Below are 17,291 nucleotides of genomic sequence, written 5' to 3'. Positions count from 1 at the left end.
GCATTACGCTGGCTTTTGTGTTTTTAAGGTTTAGAACTCGTATTTAACACTAATGTTATAATTACGCTCAGCTTGCGTTTTGTCTCGACTTAACTCAGTCTTACCGCGAACATCGTTCCAAAGATGGTATTCTTCATTCGTTAGATTCATAACACCAGCACGAATGGTTATATCTTTCATTGGTTTGTAGTACGCCGTTAAGTCAACGACTGTCGCAGACGGCAAAGCAACTTGGTCTTTGATTCCGCCTTTATCACCATCAGAGTTGATATCACTGTTCGATTTCTTAGCCGTGTAGTTTACTTTTAGGCTTGTCCCCCAAAGTGCATTTGGTGAATCGTAATTTACAGCAGCTACGGCATTCCATGGGTTTACACTGTTCAAAGGATTACCATCACCATCTTCACCTTCTGTGTATGCTGCAACAAAGCGAGTTGTCACGCCTGATGGAAGACCAGCAATGGCATGCCAATCAAGACGGTTAGAGAGCTCAACCCCTTTAATGTTTGCTTCACTAATATTGATATTTGTGAATTCAGTTAAACCACCATTGTTTGATGACGTTTGCTCAATAAAGTCACTGTAATCACTGTAGTAGAACGCTACTTCAGTTGCAGACGCTGCAGTGTTATGACGGTAACCAAGTTCATAAGACAAACTCTTTTCAGATCCCAAATTTGGGTTAGGGCGGTTGGTATAGCCATGAGCCGGATTATCGTAGGTGTAGTAAAGCTCGTCGAACGATGGCGCTCGGAACCCTTGGCTCACTTGCGCGAAGATCGTGCCAGGTTGCGATACAGAGTAAGTTGCTCCTAAACGACCAGTTAATGCAGAGTCGCTAAACTTCTCGAATGACTCTTCAGAAGTATTTGAAGGATTAGTAGAGAAGTAATCGTAACGCACACCTGGAGTCAGAATTAGCTTGTCATTAAGAAGCGAAATTTCATCTTGCAAGAATAAACCAAAGCTTTCTTCTTTTGCATCCGGTGTGTAAACGTAAACAGTATCTGGCGTGCCAGGATCGGAATTAAACTCGCGATTGGTATTACTGATGTCACTATGTTTGTACGATATTCCGTAAACAATATAGTGATTTTGAATCTCTTTATCTAACTGAGTTTCGAATTCAAATTTGTCTTCAGTATATTCGTAATCTTTTTTCTGTTGGTTGTCACCACTAGGCGGTACGTAAGGTGGGTAACCAGGGCTGGCTTCGATAAAGCGATTAGAGACGCCGTTTTCTTCTTTACCAATCCATGTAAGCTTGGACGTGATCGTATCCGAGATAGCTGCATCTGCAAACCAAATGTGCTTGAGCCCAATGCGATTTTGCTTGGTTGTGTCTTCAGCGTTGAAGTTTTTGTAACTTTTATGTGCGATCTCTGAGTCAGTCTCGTTGTAAATAACTTCTCCCAAGAACTCCAAGCGATGAGCGTCATTCAATTGAGATTGAAGTTTTACCAATAGATCGTTTTTGTAATAATCTTGGTTGTCCACAGAATAGTTATCGTAAGGCGCCTTAGAGAAATTTTGTAGCTCTGCACCATCACGGCGTGTAAAGGCTATAAGTGCTTCTGTATTACCGAAACGCTTTGCTAAAGCTACATGCTCACTAAAAGAGTTATCTTCCGATGAATAAGAGAGTTTAGCTTGACCACCAAAGTCTTTACCATCTTTGAGGAAATCCTTCGGATCTTTTGTTTCGAATGCGACAACACCGCCAATTGCATCACTACCATGTAGGCTAGAAGCTGCTCCTTTAACAATTTCGACACTCTTTAGCATATCGGGGTCGACAGTAACGGCACTAGAATTGATAAACGAATATGGTCCACCGCTGAATACACCTGGTTGAGATGCACCGTCTACTAAGATTTTAACTCGTTTACCTTCCATCCCGCGAATGTTAATACTTTGGACGCCTTGGCGTTGAGTGCCATTAACAGTAACACCTGGCGTATACTCGAATAGATCATTCAAGTCCTTTACCATGTTTTCTTCGATGTCTTTCTCTGATACAACAGCAACAGAAGCAGCAACAGTGTTTATGGTTTGGTTGGTACGGGTGGCCGACACAACGACTTCTTCAAACTTAGAAGCTTCTTCCGCATAAGCAGTATGGGAAAGGGCAACTAAAATGGAGGCTGACAAAATTGATTTTTTATACATTGGCTTCAATACCTTAGATCCATAATAGGTAACAACACGCGGATATTAATGGATCTAAATGGTAATTACTATCATTACCATTGTCATTTATTGATTTGTATTGAATCTTCTTCTTAGGCTATGAGCATTCCTAGTCTTTAGTTATCAATATGTTATATTATTTGTCGTTAGTTCTTGATAAGTTCATCCAAATACAACGAATGTGATGAATGTCACATTAAGAGAGGCCGTGTGCAGAGTCCAATTACGTTAGAAGCACTCCATATTCTAGATGCTATTGATCGAAGAGGGAGTTTTGCTGCTGCTGCGAATGAGTTAGACAGAGCCCCGTCATCGCTGAGCTATCAAATCCAGAAACTCGAGCAAGACTTAGACATTATTATCTTCGATCGCTCTGGTCACAAAGCCCATTTTACTGAAGCAGGTAAGCTTATTCTTGAAAGAGGAAGAGCCATTTTACAAGCCAGTGAAAAGTTAGTGAACGATGCAACGTTATTGGCGAATGGCTGGGAACTGGATATTACCATTGCCTTCGATGGCATTATTCCTATATCCAACTTTTTCCCGATGGTTGATGCGCTGGCCGAGGTCAGCTCAACTCGAGTCAGGCTGCAAGAGGAGATTCTGGCTGGTAGCTGGGAGTCGTTGAATACGGGGAGAGCTGATTTACTGATTTGCCCATCACTGGATACGCTTCCTCAAGAAGTTAAGTCAGAAAAAATTGGTAAAATGAGTATGTATTGGGTAGCTTCCGCTGATCACTATGTTCACAAGCGTAGTGGTAAGTTTGATGAAGCAGCGCGAGAAAAGTATCGGATTATTGCTATTGCAGATACCGCACGTGAGCAACCCGCGCTCTCAATTAATATCATTCAAAAACAGCCTCGCTTGACCGTCACCAACTTTACGGCAAAAGTAGAAGCGCTCACTGCAGGTTTAGGCATTGGTACATTACCAAGCCAAATTGCGCAACCTCTTATTGATAGTGGTGTATTGAAACGAATCGAAGGCACTGAAGAACAGCCGATGGATATTATTTTGGCATGGCGCCGGAACACTATGGGTGAAGCAAAATCCTGGTGTATTCAGTACCTAAAAAAGAATTGGAAACTAAAGTAACAACGTAACTTTTACTTCTTAAATTCCCATTGATTATCGAATGTAAGAAGTAAAAGTCATCGCTAATGCTGAGCTTTTCAATTTAAAGGGAGCACCATATCTGCCGTACCGTCTGCAAACTGGACATCGATCTCAAACCCCAAGTTCTGAGCCAACATCAACATTCCTCTATTTGTTGGCATGGTCATTCCAGACATTTGCTTTGTGCCTTTAACTTTGCAATAGCTGATTATTTTCTGCATCAGCACTTTGCCTAAACCTTTTCCTTTCAAATCTGAACGAACCAAAATAGCAAACTCAGCGTCACTATTGTCTGGTGTAATCAATGCGCGGGCTACCCCTATGATAGACGGTCCGTCAGTATTAAACGCTACCGCAACAAACGCCATTTCGCGGTCGTAGTCGATTTGAGTAAAGTTTGCCAAAGCCTCATGGTTGAACTCTCCAACTTCAGAAAAGAAACGTTTATAGAGATCTTCTTTCGATACGCTATTAATGAATTGAGCATGCAGCGGTTCATCCTCAGGCAAGATAGGGCGAAGCAGGATAGGTTGGCCATCTCGAAGCGTTACAGTTTCGACAAACTCTGCCGGGAAAGGGCGAATCGCTAGCCGTTTTTGGGCGTCTCCTTCGTATTTACACAGTGTGACATCTGCATCAAGGATAGTTAAATCACTTCCGGATACCAGCACTGGATGGATATCCAGCCTTTGTATTTCTGGTAACTCAACTGCCATTTGGGAGATACGAACCAAGAACTTCGACAACTCAGTAATATCGAGCGCATCTTTGTGTTTCTGCAGGCGAATCTTTCCAGACTTTAGGGCAACAACGACAAGGTAGCGCGCAAGCGTCATGTTCAAAGGAGGAAGTGCAGCGACGGCATCTTGGGCGATATTCCACTCAGAGCCGCCTTGACCAAGCAAGATCACTGGTCCAAAGACTTTATCTACTGCAATACTAATCCGTAGCTCTTCAGCGCTGCCGAGCTTTGCCATCCCTTGTACCAACAGCCCATGTACATTGGCGGAAGGGTAGCTGAGCTTTACGGTATCTAAAATGGATAGCGCTGCGTTGGAAACTTCTCGACTGTTTCTTAAATTTAGAGCGACACCGTGAACATCCGATTTATGAGGAATGTCTGGAGAACGCAATTTAACCGCAACAGGATATCCAATATTTTCTGCCATATGAACGGCTTCAATGTCGTCAGATGCAATCCACGTAGGCAAAACGTTAAACCCGAACAGCTTAAATAATGGGCTGGTTTGATGCGTATCCAAGGTGACTGTGTTTTTATCCAGTAGTCGTTCGTTTACCCATTCTTTTGCTGAACTCACACTTCCAGAATGTAATGGCTCTGCCGTCGTTGGCGTTTCCATTAGTTGTTTCTGGTTTCGTCTGTATTCGACCAAGTGCATGTATGCTACAACCGCACTTTCAGGTGTTCTATAGGTTGGAATGCCTGCTTGAGTAAAGGCCAGTCGCGCTTCTCTCGACGTTTGTTCTCCTGACCAGTTGGTCAAGATATTAAAATGCTTATGCCGAGGGTGAGATTTGATGGCATTAATAACGACTTGAGCAGTTTCAAGAGGATCAGAAACAGCAGAAGGACTATGCATAATCAATATCGCATCTGCACAGTCGTTATTCATCAGTGCGTTAATGGTATCAATATAGCGTTTTTGGGTTGCGTCACCAGACAGATCAATTGGATTTCGAGCACGCCAGTTGGATGGAAGTACTGCTTGTAATTGCTCAATGGAAGCGTCATCAAGCGTTGCGAGTTGGCCACCACGTTCAATCAAAGTATCAACGGACATAACAGCAGGGCCGCCGCCATTGGTGATGATCGCTAAACGCTCTCCACGAAGTGGCACAGAATGCGTGAGTGTTTCTACCGCGGCAAAAAGCTCATGCGTATTGCTGACTCGTAACATACCAGTTCTGCGAATAGCAGAATCGTAAATTACGTCAAGTGTATCTCCGTCTTGCTGCTCAAAAGTATTCATCTCTTTAGAGCGGCCCGCTTTTAGCACCAATATACGTCGGTTACGTGAAGCGGCGCGCGCAGCAGACATAAATCGGCGAGCGTCTTGGATATTATCAACATAAAGCAGAATAGCTTCAGTGTTTCCATCCATACTCAAATAGTCGAGCAAATCTGCAAAATCGATATCTTGTCCGCGCCCAATCGAAATGAACGAAGAAAAACCAATGTTCTTATCATTTGCCCAGTCTAAAACCGTGGTACAAACCGCCGCGGATTGTGAGATGAAAGCAATTTTTCCGGGTTTAGCTGCAACAGGGGAAAACGTGCAGTTAAAATTGTGCCAAGGAAGGATGATACCTAAGCTGTTTGGGCCTAAGACTCGAATGTTCAATGATGAGATATCTAAAGGGCTAGGGTCATCAGAGATAACAATCGCAAACGGTGTGCCTCTCTCATCTAGCTCTTTAAGCAATTGCTCGTTACGTGAAACGTTCGTACACAAAATTGCAATATCTGGCGTATAGGGCAGGGAAGCTACATCAGGGTAAGCGATCACGCCAGATACGGCTTTATATCGCGGCGTTACTGGCATAATCGCGCCACCAAATCCACTTTGTAGAAGGTTGCGCATCACAACATGTCCTGCTCGCAATGCTTTTTGAGATGCCCCAATAACGGCCACAGAGTTGGGTTTAAAGAGTTTATGTAGTTTATTCATGCTGACTCCTGGCCGTTTGTAAGTCACGTTGGCTTCTCGGTTTCATATCAATCATAAACGAATAATTTACTGATAAAACATCTTCAGACCAGACATTGCAGAAAATGTGTACGATGCTTATGGAGTTTGTGTTATTCATCACATCAAAATCACAGATTATTGTATTTGATGCTTGATAAACGGCCCTGCTATCGGCATGATTTATCGTAATATTTATCCAGAGCATTTGTTACTTCATGAAAAAAATCGCAATCATCGGCTTGTCAGTTCTGCTTTCTGCTTGTGCATCTGAAACTTACATCACGGATGTGACCTCAGAAAGTTACCGAGAGGACTACAAATCAGATCGTATCTCTAAACCAATTATGGCGTCTGAAAACGCTGTAGTAGAAAAAGACGTACAACCAACTGTTGTGAAAATGACGGCAAAGCCTGAAGAAAAGAAAGTAGTCAAGCTAACGCCAAAAGAGCAGGCGAAGCCAGTTAAGATCGTACCACCAAGTAAAAAGCAAGCTGGCATTCAACGATTCGGCTATACCATTCAAGTCGCAGCTGTGGGTAGCCAAGCTAAAGTCGATCAGTTTGCAAATAAGCTGCCACAGAACGGTCAGCCAATTTGGGAAAACTACAAAGTTGTAAACGGTACTAAGTGGTTCTCAGTTTTATACGGAGACTACGCAACAAGCGCAGAAGCCAAGCAAGCGATTTCGACTTTGCCAGCTCAATTTCAGCAGTTAAGACCATTTGTTAAAAGCATTGATGCAATCAAAAACTCAGCTTACCCAACGCTTAACAAATTAAATTAACACATCAAATAAGGGAGCGAATAGCTCCCTTATTTATTTGCTCAAATCCTATTCGAACAACATTCCTCACATTAAAATTACTGTACGTCACACTTCAAAGGTTTATCATAATAAATAGTATCTTTTGTAGGTCACGGAAAGATGGATTCATGATTAAAAATATTCTTTTACTATGCGGCGGTGGCTCTTCTGAGCACGAGATTTCATTATTGTCTGCAAACTTTGTCGAACAACAACTAAATCTTATTGAAGACGTTCACGTTACACGCGTAGAAATAAAAAACGAAGGTTGGATGACCAACCAAGGTGAGTTGGTTTACTTGGATCTCAATACCAAGCAGTTGTGCTCAAGTGAATCTAATCAAACCATTGATTTCATCGTGCCTTGTATACATGGTTTTCCTGGCGAAACAGGCGACATTCAATCTCTGTTTGAAATCGCAGGTATTCCTTATCTTGGCTGCGGGCCAGAAGCGAGTAGCAATAGTTTCAATAAAATCACATCTAAGCTTTGGTACGACGCTATTGGCATACCCAATACGCCATACTTATTCTTAACGCGAAACGATGAAGAAGCTCACGTTCAAGCTCATAAAGCCTTTGAAAAGTGGGGAAAAGTTTTTGTTAAAGCCGCTCGCCAAGGTTCTTCCGTTGGCTGTTACAGTGTCACAGAAAAAGACAAGCTTTCTAATGCAGTAAATGATGCTTTTGGGTTTTCTGACCAAGTGTTGGTTGAGAAAGCAGTAAAACCTCGAGAACTTGAAGTTGCTGCATATGAGATGAATGGCCAACTACATATCACTAAGCCAGGCGAGGTCATCGCGCCTGATGGTGCTTTTTACTCGTACGATGAAAAGTACAGCAGTTCAAGTCACTCGCTCACAGAAGTTGAGGCGAAGAATCTAACTCAAATACAATTAGATTCCATCCAACACGCGTCAGAGACGGTATTTAAACAAATGAATCTTCGTCATTTATCTCGTATCGACTTTTTCCTAACGGAAGATGATGAGATTTACTTAAACGAAGTAAACACATTTCCAGGAATGACTCCGATCTCAATGTTCCCTAAAATGCTTCAAAACAACGGGCACAAATTTCATGAGTTCTTGGAAGATTGTATAAACAGTGCAAAGTGATTAACGTTATCGAGACGCGTTTTATGATACAAGTTGTTTTCTAGAGCAAGGATTATTCAAGCCGTATTTGAATATTGCTCAGTAGCAATTATGATTATATCAACGCATTAAACAGATGACTCAGTGGTATGGCGATTTCAAATTATAGAGGTTTTAACCTGCAGTCAGTCGGATCAGATGGCAGTGTTTGGAAGGTTATAATCAAGAACCACGTTTTACAGGGCAGTTTGACGGCGGTAAAGAAAAGCATTGATTGGTGGTGTGACACCGCATCGATTATTGATCCCAAAGAGTTTGCTTCACTCGGACAAAGAGTGCAGCAAACTGGTGTTGCAAAATCAGAGGTCTTTAACGGCTATACTATTCAAAACGATACAGGCCAACCTAACTCTTGGTACTGTATGTTTAATGGTAAACTGATTAAGGGCAGTAAAGCCGCTATTCAACGCCATATCGAAGCTTATTTGGTTGCAAAGCAAAAAGCGATGCAAGCTCAACAACAAAAGAAACAATAGAATGACTCTGGTGTATTCAACAGAAACCGGTCGAATTAAACCGGAAGAAGAAAAAGTATCTCGCCCTAAAGGCGATGGTGTTGTTCGGATTCAGCGCCAAACGAAAGGCCGTAAAGGTAAAGGCGTATGCATTGTTACAGGTTTAGACTTGGATGATGCCCCTTTAAAGTTATTAGCGGCAGAACTCAAAAAAGTCTGTGGCTGTGGTGGCTCTGTAAAAGATGGCAATATCGAGATTCAAGGTGATGCTAGAGACAAGATCAAGGCACATCTTGAAAAGAAAGGCATGACAGTCAAATTAGCCGGTGGCTAATTTAATATTTCCAGTAAACAAAAATGGCGTCTAAAGAAATAGACGCCATTTTTTATAAGTTGCTAATTGAAGAGCAAGCAATCGTAGATTGATAGATCGATATTAGCTATTTTATGGTAAATAACCATTATGTTTAATACTTACAGTAAGGCCCTTAAATTTAAAATCTGCAGGGGAATAGGAGCATACTCAGACAACATTTAGCGTATGGCAATAGACAATTTAACATAATATACATAATACGAACTTAAGGGTTAGAAGATTAGCATTGGTGAAGTCAGTTTAGTTACACCGTATTTGGCTTTTGCTTCCTTGCAAGCTTCATCAGCTGTCTTGTATGGGCCATGAACTTCGATTCCACCACAGCGACCACTTCTGTATCTGACACCATGCACGTTGGTTTTGCATCTTGCTCATTCAATATGAGACAACATGGACACGCATTTGCTTAACCCAAACGTGTAAGTACTATATTATCTTTATAGGAACAAGGAATCTATTAGATGTAAACTCTCTACTTTTCAATCTATACCTAGATCTTTCTTCATAAGTTGGGGTTGGTGTCATTCCAAACTATCTTATTAAAAGTAACTATATAGACAAAAACATCCGAATATCGCAAACTTTTGATATAGAACGTTCCATGTATATTGCCTACCCTTATCAAAACCCTTTGCCAAGAAAGCTAGCTGAGATATCTACTTTTATTAGGTCTGAGTTATCACAAGTATTGAAGAGTGAGTCATTTTAGGGCGGTTGTTCAGATTTAGAATTTTGCGTTGTCTACTCAACTAGGCCTAACGCTAATCTTTGTAACATATTGTTTCGGCGGTATTTATTAACACCACCATCTTTATGCTTGCTATCACAATGTGAGATGCTCTGCCGTCTTGTTATTAAGGTTTTGCGTGGAATAAATCACGTGGGGTAAACGATAGATTGACTTACATTAAAATTTTCATCAAAAGCAACTTTATATAAAATTGATTTCATACCAATCTATGTGTATCTTCTACCCATATCCCCACAATAACCAAGGAGAATGCCATGGATAAGCTACTCGCGTCTGCATTAGAAATTAAGCAGCGAACTATGGTGACTGGCTTTTTTGCTAGAAATGGATTCAAAATCGCTATGACCGATTTTGATGATGTCACTTTTGAGCGAGAAGGCGTGCAAGTTAACGTACATTTTGATCTGCAGTCAAACGCGGAGTCTGCATCTGTTTTATCTCATGAGGCATCAATCATTCCTGGCTAAAAACTTTTATTATCACCGATACACCAAGCCGAACATAAAAGTTCGGCTTTTTAGTGACAAAAAATGATGAGTGCGAACAAGAGTTGTCGATCACTCGTCTAAATAGACGATTAATAAATCAGCTTCAACTTCGTTCACAACCTTTGGTATCGATGAAAAAAAGCGACTCAATAAGTAGTGATGATGACCACAGACAACTAAATCTATCCCCTCTTTTTTGACGATTCCCGATAGTTTTATATGAAGATCGCCGATTACTACCATGGTCTCGTTTACTGGGTATAAGCATTTATCAGCGAGCTCTTGCAGCCTTCTTTCCAATTCTTGCTCTTCCTTCGCTTCCATGACTATGCGATCAACATCTACGTAAACAAATGAGAGTTTGCTGCTTGAGTTATCTGCTTGCATTATTGCTTTTTCGATAACGGCTTGGCTAGATTTAGATAAGTCGACAGCAACCAAAACGTGCTTGTAACCCATCATTCCTCCCTTGGTTAGTTTTTGTTCTCATATTAAGTCTAGTCCACATAGAGCGAACACAACATCAAAACTACTGCTACATGATAGTTAAAGGAGTTTAGTGTAAAACAGGCAAATAGTTTTCATTGCAACCTTGTTGCTTCCTCTCATCCAAAGATCAACGATGTTTTTCCAATTTCTTCTCTAATTATCGGACTATTTAACAGGAAGGATGCTAAGAAACATTACGTTGTAACGCGAGTCACTGCTCTTTATTTCTACTACTCTTGAGGTTTCATATTACCCACTTCAACGTCGCCTAGTTTAGTAAAACTACTTTAGGTTAAGCGTGTTCAATATGTAACGCTCCGCTCAAATCCAGGAGACGTATTTCGGCTAAAAAAGCAGCTAAATAAGATGAACTTCCGATTCATCTATTACATATGTCTGCGAGTGCTTACTGTTCTTATATCGCGTATTTAATAAGTCTAGTTTAATTACCGTTATAAGTTACGGTGTATCTTTATTCTTTTTTCAGCATAATCCTCTACCTAGGAACGAAGCCCTCTCGCACTTTGTAATTAAATTACAAGATCAATCGCAACCAATATGGTTGGCAGATTAAATTCCCGAGGTAAAGAATTGATATTATTGAGTTTAATTTATGAGTTCTTCAAAAAATGCCTAATTACCTGTGCTAAGAAAACTAAGGTTAACACGATTGGGTAAAATTTTACTAACTCACTATTTAGTCTTAAAGGCAATTGAACAAGATTAAAATCATATAGGTTTAGTAAATTGTAGTTACAGCGTAACTAGGGTGGTGTTTGGGAATGTAAAGGAATAGAAAATAGAAAGGCAAAAAAACAGGGCGTATGCCCTGTCCATGAATTGATTAGTTTTGTTGCTGTTGTTTTTCTGCGTACTCAGATCGAATCCGTTCGGCAACAATTTTGATAGCTTCTGCAGTACTTGTGCCCTTCGCCATCAATTCTTGAATTCTCTCTACAGCTTGTTGTTGCTCTTGGTGAGATAGAGGGGGTAAATCGTCAAACATAAAAAGCTCCTCATTTTGAGGAGCTGACTATAACGATTCAATTAATAGGTAGCAAGGAAATTAATGGATGCACCCATAGCGTTCTCGTTTGTGTACTGAGCTGCGATATCCAATTCGAACAACTTAAGTGGGGACAACCCGATACCAGCAGTAATGGTTCCTTCGTCATTACTTCGAGCTAAGTTCTTCATATACCCTGCTCGTAATGCCATTTGACGCAAAATATCAAACTCAATACCAGCTCGAATCATTTGCGTATTATCATCAAAGGATGAAAAACGTTTTTCTTCGTTAAGATCGTAGTCAACACTCATCGTAAAGTAATCGGCAACAATCCCTGCCCCAACGGTGTATACAGGACGCATGCTATATTCGTATGATTTTATCGTATCGCTGCCATATTGGAATGATTTTGTTTTAACGTCTCTTCCGATCAAATTTTTCGCTGAAATACCAAGACGATATGGGCCAAAGAACCAAAGTGCGCCTGCGTCTAAGTTAAACATCGTTTCCGCGGTCTCATTTTCACGTAAGTCTTTAGTATCAAAATTCTGAAAACTCGTGGCGTATGAGTATGTGTATATACGCTGAAGTTTAGGAGTAACACCAAAAGAAAGGTGTTGGTTCATGAAATTAGTGTATTTAGCAAGTGAAATACCAGCTTCAGCCACGCCAATAGAAACACCTTGTACATAGCTATCATCTAATGGATTAGTACCTGAGGTATCAACATTTGGTTGTACGAATGATTCAGTGTATAGCTTACCGTATGCAGTTGCAGATAAGAATTTGTTGGGAATACCAATGGCAACGACACCACCAAGATCAAAGTCTGTCTTTTTCCCATCGATAGCATCCATCGATTTTTTGATTTCATCGACGTCTGTCAATTTGCTGATGCGTTCGATCTCATCAACTAGATCATATTGATCATCGTAGCTGCCACCAAAACTTGGCACGATCATGCCTGCATCGTCATTTCGGCGATAAATCGCAGTAAGAGCGGGGTTGAAAAAAGGCGCAGTTAGATAAGTTGCTGATACGGTACCAACGCCACCCATTGCATCACTACGAGCCTCTATCGCATAAGTAGCAGCAGAAGCAGCATTAGCGAAAAGAATAGTAGCAACAGAAGTGGCAAGAATTTTATATTTGTTTTTCATACTACACTTGTGATTTTAGTTCGTCCTGAACCTTTATCGGCACAAGTAGTATTTCTTTAACTATTCTTCCTGGGAAAGATCATAGGTTCGGCTAATAGTTTGAGCCTGCTCAACAATTATATCGCCCTGCCAACGGCGACTATTGATACTTACCGCCAATACGTATCTATCGTTTGGGACACCCGCTAGCTCCAATGAATTTGGATAGTTAGACTCATAAGTCTTTTTCCACATTTGCTCGTACTGGCCATCAATGTAGTCATACAAACCAACTTCAAGTTGCGGTAATGGACAATGGGGATTACGAAGTGCGCTCTTTTCTACTTTCCAATTCTCTTTAGATGTCCAACGAACATATTGAGAAGAGTTTGAATCTCCAAGTATTACCCAAGTTCGATACTCTTGTTTATCAGTAGAAACAACGGTTAAGTGATATAAACCAGCTTCAAGCTTGCCTGTTAAGTTATAGCGTTTCGAGTAACTACGCTCGTTGGCAAGTTCTGTCCCGTCCGGCTGTTGTTCATAGCTGAATGAACTGTCCGCGGATATAGAATCATCCACCCATCGATTAAATGAAATATTTTCGATGTCAGTTGTAGCTCTTAGCTTGATCACCAATCTAAATGTATCTCGCCCAGGGCTTTGAATAGTCTGACGAATAACGTTCACACCACTTATCCAATCAGGCAGCGTTACACCAGTGAGAGCCTTGCCACAGTTTTTGGATAGTGACTGACCAAGAAGATCATTAAGGTGAGGAGTCAAATCTTTACTTGGTTCCGTTTGCCAGAGTTCAACAAGAGAGTTGAACATACCCGCAAGATCATCTTCAAGTAAGTGTTGATGTGCCTGTGTTAAAGGCGTGTTAGTTTGAAACCAGTCCATCGCATGGACTGGTTTCACTAACGCTAATGAGACAACTACAGGGAGTAGTATTTTCATTACGACTTATGCTTTCATCTTGTAGCCAACACCACGAAGTGTTTCAATTTCCAGTCCTGGCAGTTTTTGACGAAGCTGTAGTACATGTGTATCAACCGTACGTGTTGTCGGGAAGTGATTGTAACCCCAAACGTGGTCAAGTAGCTCATCACGAGTAAACACGCGACCTAAGTTTGACGCCAAAAATAGCAGCAAATCAAACTCTGTTCGAGTAAGCGTAATTAGCTCGTCTTTATAAGTCACTTCACGAGTCGAGCGGTCAATCTCTAAGTCTTTTGTAATCACTTTATCAGCGTTGCTTTGTTCTGCTGAATCCGGTGCTCGTAGCTGTGCACGGATTCTCGCAAAAAGCTCCGCCTCAGCAAAAGGCTTTGTTAAGTAGTCGTTCGCGCCGGAATCAAGGCCTGCAACTTTATCTTTTACGGTAACAAGTGCCGTTAACAAGATAACTGGTACGTCTTTAATCTGTTTCCATTCTGGGAGACATTGTACAGAGTCACCATCTGGGAGTTGGCGATCGAGAATTACCAAGTCAGCTTTTTTCCATTGTGGCTCTACGTCTGCAATACGCTCCACATGTAAACACTCATATCCTGCTTGTTCCAGGCTTACTAACAGGCCGTCAGCCAAGTTTTTATCGTCCTCAACGAGAAGCAGTGTCTGTTTCACAAGGTATCTCCAATATAAAAGTTGTAGGTGGTCCCATTAAGGACATTTTTCCGCCCATGCGGCCTACCATAGATTCAACGATTGTTAATCCAAGTCCTAACCCGCTCTTACTTACGAACGGTTTCTTCAAATTTGCCCAATCTTTAGCCGTTAGGCCTCCTGCATCTCGGACTTGGAATACTATTTTTTCTTCACTAGTTGAGACATCCAATTCAACCGGTGCGACACCGTACTTAAGCGCATTACGAAGCAAGTTATCGATACAAGTTCCTAACCAGTACACATTAACTTTAGCAGCCACATCTTCATTGATGTTAAAAAGCACGGCACTATCAAATTCTTCTTCGATCTTAAATTCTAACCAATCTGCAACGGATGGTACCCAGTCTGTTGCAAGCATTTGGTTATCAGATTGCAAATAATCTTTACTCGCTTCTGCCAATTGACGCAGGCGGCGCGTATCTTCACACAATCTGCGGAATTCGTCATACACACTTTCAGGCAAATGCTCGAACTCTCGACGAAAGCCTTCAACCGTTAGTGACAGAGATGCAATCGGTGTTCTGAGCTCATGCGTTAAAATTTGCAACACGAGCATTCTACTACGTAGTTCTTCTCGCTTGCTATTCCAACGGTACACCGCCCAACCAATCACCAAAAGAATATTGGCGATTACCAGTATGATCATACTGATCCGCAAAACTTGCGAGTGATCTTCTACATCCCAACAAATATTACCTCGTTTAACAAAGCAACTTTTGCTTTGAGACGCTAGAGCGTATGACAGACCCGCATTCGCTACGTTCTCTTGCCAGATATCTTTCTCGAAAACAAAGTAACGGTCACCACGTCTTAACCAAAGTTCGTTACCTTCAATAAACATGCTCGCGCCTGCAATCAAAGCATTAATGGCGTCGTCATCCATGTTTTTCAAGCTTTCTAGCAACTCATCCCCTTCCTCGTTATCACGCTCTTTTATATGCATGTACTGAGATAGTTTGGGTTTGAGTTCTGGATACTTATCCACATAACGTGCCGCATACGTCCCACCACCAGGGTGAATGAGACCACTACGCGAGAACCAACGAGGTGTCAGCTGCGTCCCTTTACAAATCGCCCTTGTAAATACTAAAGGCTCAGTAATTAAAGGACTTAATGGTAATTTGCCACGACAAGTATTCGCCAAGCTGTAAAGCTGTTGGATATCTTTTAACGGATAGTCAGACGTTTGCGGCAGAAGCGAATCTGGCGCAAGTAACTTGGTAGGATAATTTGATTGCAGAATACGAATATCGTACGACTTAAGAGCTACTTCATAGTTAAATAGCTCTGTAAACGTATCTATTCTTTCTGGTAGTGAATCGGAAAATGCAGGTGCCGAAAAAAGCGGCAATACAGTTGCAAAACCGAGCAAAAACTTTTTAATCAAACTGTTACCGTCACTTGTTACATTAGCCAAAACTATACATCAATCTACAAGCAATTGACATCTGCTAACAGAAGGATTTGCATTACTATAACATTGAAACGGAACAAAAAAGGGCCAGCGATTGCTGACCCTGTATAGTTTTAAATCAAGAATGGTTAAAGTGCTTTAAAAATAGACTCAACACTTTCTTTCGCATCACCAAATAGCATTGATGTATTTTCTTTGAAGAACAGTGGGTTCTGTACTCCTGCGTAACCAGTATTCATTGAGCGCTTGAATACCACTACGTTTTTCGCGTTCCATACCTCCAATACGGGCATACCAGCGATTGGGCTGTTCGGATCTTCCAGTGCGGCTGGGTTGACCGTATCGTTAGCACCGATAACCAATACGGTATCGGCTTCTGCAAAGTCATCATTGATTTCATCCATTTCAAGAACGATATCATACGGTACTTTTGCTTCAGCGAGTAACACATTCATATGCCCCGGTAGACGACCCGCTACTGGGTGAATCCCAAAGCGAACTTCAATACCTTGTGAACGAAGTACATCAGTAATTTCATGAACAGGGTATTGTGCCTGAGCTACTGCCATGCCATATCCTGGAGTGATGATTACTGATTTTGAGTTCTTCAACATCTCTGCAACTTCTTCCGCTGTTGTTTCACGATATTCGCCCTGCTCTTCGTCACCTGAAATCACTATCTCTTGACCAAAACCACCGGCAATAACACTGATAAACGAACGGTTCATTGCTTTACACATGATGTAAGAAAGAATCGCACCTGATGAACCTACCAAAGCACCTGTTACAATCAATAGATCATTTGCTAGCATGAAACCTGCTGCCGCTGCTGCCCAACCTGAGTATGAGTTCAACATAGAGACAACAACTGGCATATCAGCACCACCGATTGAAGCGACTAAATGGTAGCCGAATGCGAACGCGATCAAAGTCATCACAATAAGAGCGAACATGCTGCCATCTGCTTTTACGAAGTAGATCATAAGAAGCGTAGAAATAACAACCGCTGCGAGGTTCATTTTGTGCTTATGAGGCAGGTTAAGTGGCGACGAAGAAATCACACCACGCAGCTTACCAAATGCGACAATTGAACCGGTGAAAGTTACGGCACCGATGAACACACCCAAGAATACTTCTACAAGGTGGATAACATGCTCAGCATGTGTTGCTGCTTCTGGCGCATCTAGGTAACTGTTGTAGCCAACTAAAACCGCAGCTAAACCTACAAAGCTGTGTAGAATCGCAACCAGTTCTGGCATCTCGGTCATTTCTACTTTCTTCGCATAGAAAATACCGATCGCACCACCTATCGCCATCGCGATAATGATCCAACCAAAACCTTGCGCATCTGGGCTAAAGATCGTCGCTATTAGCGCGATCGTCATACCAGCGATACCGTAGTAGTTACCATTACGAGCAGACTCTTGCTTTGAAAGCCCCGCCAAACTCATGATGAAAAATAATGCAGCAACAATGTAAGCTGCTTGTACTAATCCTGCAGGCATTGTGACTC

At 41.6% G+C, this 17,291-nt stretch carries 15 protein-coding genes and 1 pseudogene; 7 read left to right on the top strand and 9 right to left on the bottom strand.

Annotation, left to right across the window (positions count from 1 at the left end; translation table 11 throughout):
- Window positions 1-30: 30 nt before the first annotated feature.
- Window positions 31-2,169 carry a TonB-dependent hemoglobin/transferrin/lactoferrin family receptor gene (locus R7P67_RS04490; protein WP_053303617.1) on the bottom strand — a complete coding sequence of 713 codons (2,139 nt, stop codon included), beginning with the start codon at window positions 2,167-2,169 and terminating at the stop codon, window positions 31-33.
- A gap of 231 nt (window positions 2,170-2,400) precedes the next feature.
- Here R7P67_RS04490 and R7P67_RS04485 point away from each other — a divergent pair, with 231 nt between their 5' ends.
- Window positions 2,401-3,288: a LysR family transcriptional regulator gene (locus R7P67_RS04485; protein WP_017634152.1), complete on the top strand. Its 888-nt coding sequence runs from the start codon at window positions 2,401-2,403 to the stop codon at window positions 3,286-3,288.
- A 77-nt stretch (window positions 3,289-3,365) separates the two neighbouring features.
- Here R7P67_RS04485 and R7P67_RS04480 read toward each other — a convergent pair whose 3' ends face one another.
- A complete protein-coding gene (locus R7P67_RS04480) occupies window positions 3,366-5,999 on the bottom strand; it encodes a bifunctional acetate--CoA ligase family protein/GNAT family N-acetyltransferase (RefSeq protein WP_318085888.1) in 2,634 nt (877 codons plus the stop codon).
- 236 nt (window positions 6,000-6,235) lie between these two features.
- On the opposite strand from R7P67_RS04480, the gene R7P67_RS04475 reads away from it, so the two are divergent.
- The 6 genes and pseudogenes from R7P67_RS04475 to R7P67_RS04450 all read left to right on the top strand — a co-directional run bounded on the left by R7P67_RS04475 (window position 6,236) and on the right by R7P67_RS04450 (window position 10,032).
- The gene (locus R7P67_RS04475) at window positions 6,236-6,805 is read left to right on the top strand and encodes an SPOR domain-containing protein (protein ID WP_005390018.1); all 570 of its coding nucleotides are present in this window, start codon (window positions 6,236-6,238) and stop codon (window positions 6,803-6,805) included.
- Window positions 6,806-6,954: 149 nt separating this feature from the next.
- On the top strand, window positions 6,955-7,944 hold the full coding sequence (locus R7P67_RS04470; RefSeq protein ID WP_033907069.1) for a D-alanine--D-alanine ligase: 990 nt from the start codon (window positions 6,955-6,957) through the stop codon (window positions 7,942-7,944).
- A 128-nt stretch (window positions 7,945-8,072) separates the two neighbouring features.
- Window positions 8,073-8,459, top strand: coding sequence for a DUF3319 domain-containing protein (locus R7P67_RS04465; RefSeq protein WP_262653642.1), 387 nt, complete (start codon window positions 8,073-8,075; stop codon window positions 8,457-8,459).
- A 1-nt stretch (window position 8,460) separates the two neighbouring features.
- Complete coding sequence (gene yciH / locus R7P67_RS04460; protein ID WP_005376292.1) at window positions 8,461-8,772, top strand: stress response translation initiation inhibitor YciH; 312 nt, start codon at window positions 8,461-8,463, stop codon at window positions 8,770-8,772.
- A 550-nt stretch (window positions 8,773-9,322) separates the two neighbouring features.
- Window positions 9,323-9,523: pseudogene (locus tag R7P67_RS04455) on the top strand (LysR family transcriptional regulator); the annotation flags it as partial.
- 296 nt (window positions 9,524-9,819) lie between these two features.
- Entirely contained in the window at window positions 9,820-10,032 is a 213-nt protein-coding gene (locus R7P67_RS04450) for a hypothetical protein (protein ID WP_005376260.1), read from the top strand.
- Between the two features lie 90 nt (window positions 10,033-10,122).
- Here the strand turns inward: R7P67_RS04450 and R7P67_RS04445 are convergent, their stop codons facing one another.
- From R7P67_RS04445 to pntB, 7 genes are all read right to left on the bottom strand, one after another.
- On the bottom strand, window positions 10,123-10,512 hold the full coding sequence (locus tag R7P67_RS04445; RefSeq protein WP_053307697.1) for a universal stress protein: 390 nt from the start codon (window positions 10,510-10,512) through the stop codon (window positions 10,123-10,125).
- Window positions 10,513-11,386: 874 nt separating this feature from the next.
- The gene (locus tag R7P67_RS04440; RefSeq protein WP_005376257.1) at window positions 11,387-11,548 is read right to left on the bottom strand and encodes a YoaH family protein; all 162 of its coding nucleotides are present in this window, start codon (window positions 11,546-11,548) and stop codon (window positions 11,387-11,389) included.
- Between the two features lie 41 nt (window positions 11,549-11,589).
- Window positions 11,590-12,711, bottom strand: coding sequence for a conjugal transfer protein TraF (locus R7P67_RS04435; RefSeq protein WP_005388052.1), 1,122 nt, complete (start codon window positions 12,709-12,711; stop codon window positions 11,590-11,592).
- Between the two features lie 60 nt (window positions 12,712-12,771).
- A complete protein-coding gene (locus tag R7P67_RS04430; protein WP_262653669.1) occupies window positions 12,772-13,653 on the bottom strand; it encodes a DUF2861 family protein in 882 nt (293 codons plus the stop codon).
- Between the two features lie 6 nt (window positions 13,654-13,659).
- Complete coding sequence (vxrB, locus tag R7P67_RS04425) at window positions 13,660-14,322, bottom strand: response regulator transcription factor VxrB (protein WP_005376251.1); 663 nt, start codon at window positions 14,320-14,322, stop codon at window positions 13,660-13,662.
- Window positions 14,297-15,751, bottom strand: a complete 1,455-nt coding sequence (vxrA, locus tag R7P67_RS04420) for a sensor histidine kinase VxrA (RefSeq protein WP_025767766.1) — start codon at window positions 15,749-15,751, stop codon at window positions 14,297-14,299. Before vxrA ends, vxrB begins: the two co-directional genes overlap by 26 nt.
- Before the next feature lie 155 nt (window positions 15,752-15,906).
- A complete protein-coding gene (gene pntB / locus R7P67_RS04415; protein ID WP_262653670.1) occupies window positions 15,907-17,283 on the bottom strand; it encodes a Re/Si-specific NAD(P)(+) transhydrogenase subunit beta in 1,377 nt (458 codons plus the stop codon).
- Window positions 17,284-17,291 lie beyond the last annotated feature (8 nt).

The sequence above is a fragment of the Vibrio sp. Vb0937 genome, assembly GCF_033338855.1.
The sequence above is the reverse complement of the archived record's forward strand: the minus strand, read 5'-3'. Positions and strand labels throughout refer to the sequence as shown.

Coding starts and splice junctions, on each gene's coding strand:
- R7P67_RS04465 (WP_262653642.1), top strand. CDS start 8,073: ATGGCGATTTCAAATTATAGAGGTTTTAACCTGCAGTCAGTCGGATCA.
- R7P67_RS04450 (WP_005376260.1), top strand. CDS start 9,820: ATGGATAAGCTACTCGCGTCTGCATTAGAAATTAAGCAGCGAACTATG.
- R7P67_RS04470 (WP_033907069.1), top strand. CDS start 6,955: ATGATTAAAAATATTCTTTTACTATGCGGCGGTGGCTCTTCTGAGCAC.
- R7P67_RS04440 (WP_005376257.1), bottom strand. CDS start 11,548: ATGTTTGACGATTTACCCCCTCTATCTCACCAAGAGCAACAACAAGCT.
- R7P67_RS04445 (WP_053307697.1), bottom strand. CDS start 10,512: ATGGGTTACAAGCACGTTTTGGTTGCTGTCGACTTATCTAAATCTAGC.
- R7P67_RS04480 (WP_318085888.1), bottom strand. CDS start 5,999: ATGAATAAACTACATAAACTCTTTAAACCCAACTCTGTGGCCGTTATT.
- R7P67_RS04475 (WP_005390018.1), top strand. CDS start 6,236: ATGAAAAAAATCGCAATCATCGGCTTGTCAGTTCTGCTTTCTGCTTGT.
- yciH (WP_005376292.1), top strand. CDS start 8,461: ATGACTCTGGTGTATTCAACAGAAACCGGTCGAATTAAACCGGAAGAA.
- R7P67_RS04435 (WP_005388052.1), bottom strand. CDS start 12,711: ATGAAAAACAAATATAAAATTCTTGCCACTTCTGTTGCTACTATTCTT.
- R7P67_RS04430 (WP_262653669.1), bottom strand. CDS start 13,653: ATGAAAATACTACTCCCTGTAGTTGTCTCATTAGCGTTAGTGAAACCA.
- R7P67_RS04490 (WP_053303617.1), bottom strand. CDS start 2,169: ATGTATAAAAAATCAATTTTGTCAGCCTCCATTTTAGTTGCCCTTTCC.
- pntB (WP_262653670.1), bottom strand. CDS start 17,283: ATGCCTGCAGGATTAGTACAAGCAGCTTACATTGTTGCTGCATTATTT.